The 1298-nt window shown below is 64.0% G+C and carries 1 protein-coding gene and 1 other annotated feature; the gene reads right to left on the bottom strand.

The features are described 5' to 3' along the window. Positions 1-27 precede the first annotated feature (27 nt). Positions 28-1250, bottom strand: a protein-coding gene (locus tag Y710_RS18315) for an IS3 family transposase (protein WP_085948520.1) whose coding sequence is annotated in 2 segments (ribosomal slippage) — positions 28-971 and positions 971-1250 — 1224 coding nt in all. Because the reading frame shifts where the segments join, the coding sequence is not laid out codon by codon here. After that, positions 848-981 (bottom strand) — a sequence feature (AL1L pseudoknot). It overlaps the preceding gene by 134 nt. Positions 1251-1298: the final 48 nt, after the last annotated feature.

The raw sequence follows: 1298 nt of genomic DNA, 5'->3' as shown, positions 1-1298 counted from the left end.
TGAAGCGCCCTGGGTTTCGTTCCGTGGTTACACGGTCGCGGGCGCGGTCGTCGTGGTGTGAGTGTAGGTCGCTTCGACGTTCGCCGGGGTGCGGTAGCCGAGAGCTTCGTGGAGCCGGGAGGTGTTCCACCAGTGGACCCAGCCCATCGTGGCGAGCTCAACCTCGCTGACTGACTCCCAGATCCGCTTGGAGTAGATCAACTCCGCCTTGTATAGGCCGTTCACTGTCTCGGCCAGCGCGTTATCGTAGCTATCGCCGACGGTACCTACTGAAGCCGTAACTCCCGCGGCGAGCAGAGCGTCCGAATAGGCGAGCGAAACGTATTGACTACCCCTGTCGGAATGGTGGATCAATCCGCTTTCGTTCCTGCTCACCCCGGTGGACTGCAGTGCATGCTCCAGTGCGAGCAATGGCAGAGACTCCGTGTGGAGCGTGGGCGCGACCGCCCAGCCGACAATTCTGCGACTGAAGACATCGGTAACGAATGCGACGTAGCAGAACCCGGAGAGCATCCGGACGTAGGTGATGTCGGCGACCCAAAGCTGCTGCGGTCGATCCGCGACGAACCGCCGTTCAACGAGGTCCGGGCGCTGGTCATCTCCGTCTGCGGAGCAGGTGGTGACGGGCTTTCGACCTCGGCGAACGCCCTGCAGGCCGGCGATCTTCATCAGCCTCGCGACCTGGTCGCGACCGACGTTCCATCCTGCGTGGCGCATTGCGTGCCACATCTTCCGGACCCCATAGACGCTGTAGTTCGCCTGATGAATCCGCTGCACCTCCTCCGCCAGCATCTCGTCCCGAACGCTGCGAGCGGAGGCCGGCCTGTTCTTGGCAGCGCGGTATCCGCGGGAGGTGATGAACCCACATTCTGTCGCACTGAGGATGCGGCAGATGGCCTCGACCCCGAACTTCTCGCGATGCATGTCGACGAACGCGATCATTTCGTCGTGGGGCGGTCGAGTTCCGCTGCGAAAAACGCTGAGGCGGCCTTCAGGATCTCGTTCGCACGTCGCGCCTCGGCGAGCTCCCGCCGGAGACGGCGATTCTCCTCCTCGAGCGGCTCTCCCGGTCCGACCGGCTCGGTGGCGCCGTAGCGATTGCACCAGATCCGCAGCGTCTCTGTGCCGACACCGAGCTGCGGCGCGACGGCACGGATCGATGCTGCGCGAGGGCCGCCCTCGCGGGCTTGGCGGTCGTAGACCATGCGCACGGCACGCTCACGCAGCTCTGGACTGAACTTCTTGGGCATACTCCGATTCTCCTTGCTGAGACTCGGAACGGAACCCAGGGCGCTTCA

It is taken from the genome of Gordonia sp. QH-12, assembly GCF_001578675.1.
Taxonomy (GTDB): Bacteria; Actinomycetota; Actinomycetes; order Mycobacteriales; family Mycobacteriaceae; genus Gordonia; species Gordonia sihwensis.
This window is presented reverse-complemented; position numbering and strand designations above follow the sequence as displayed.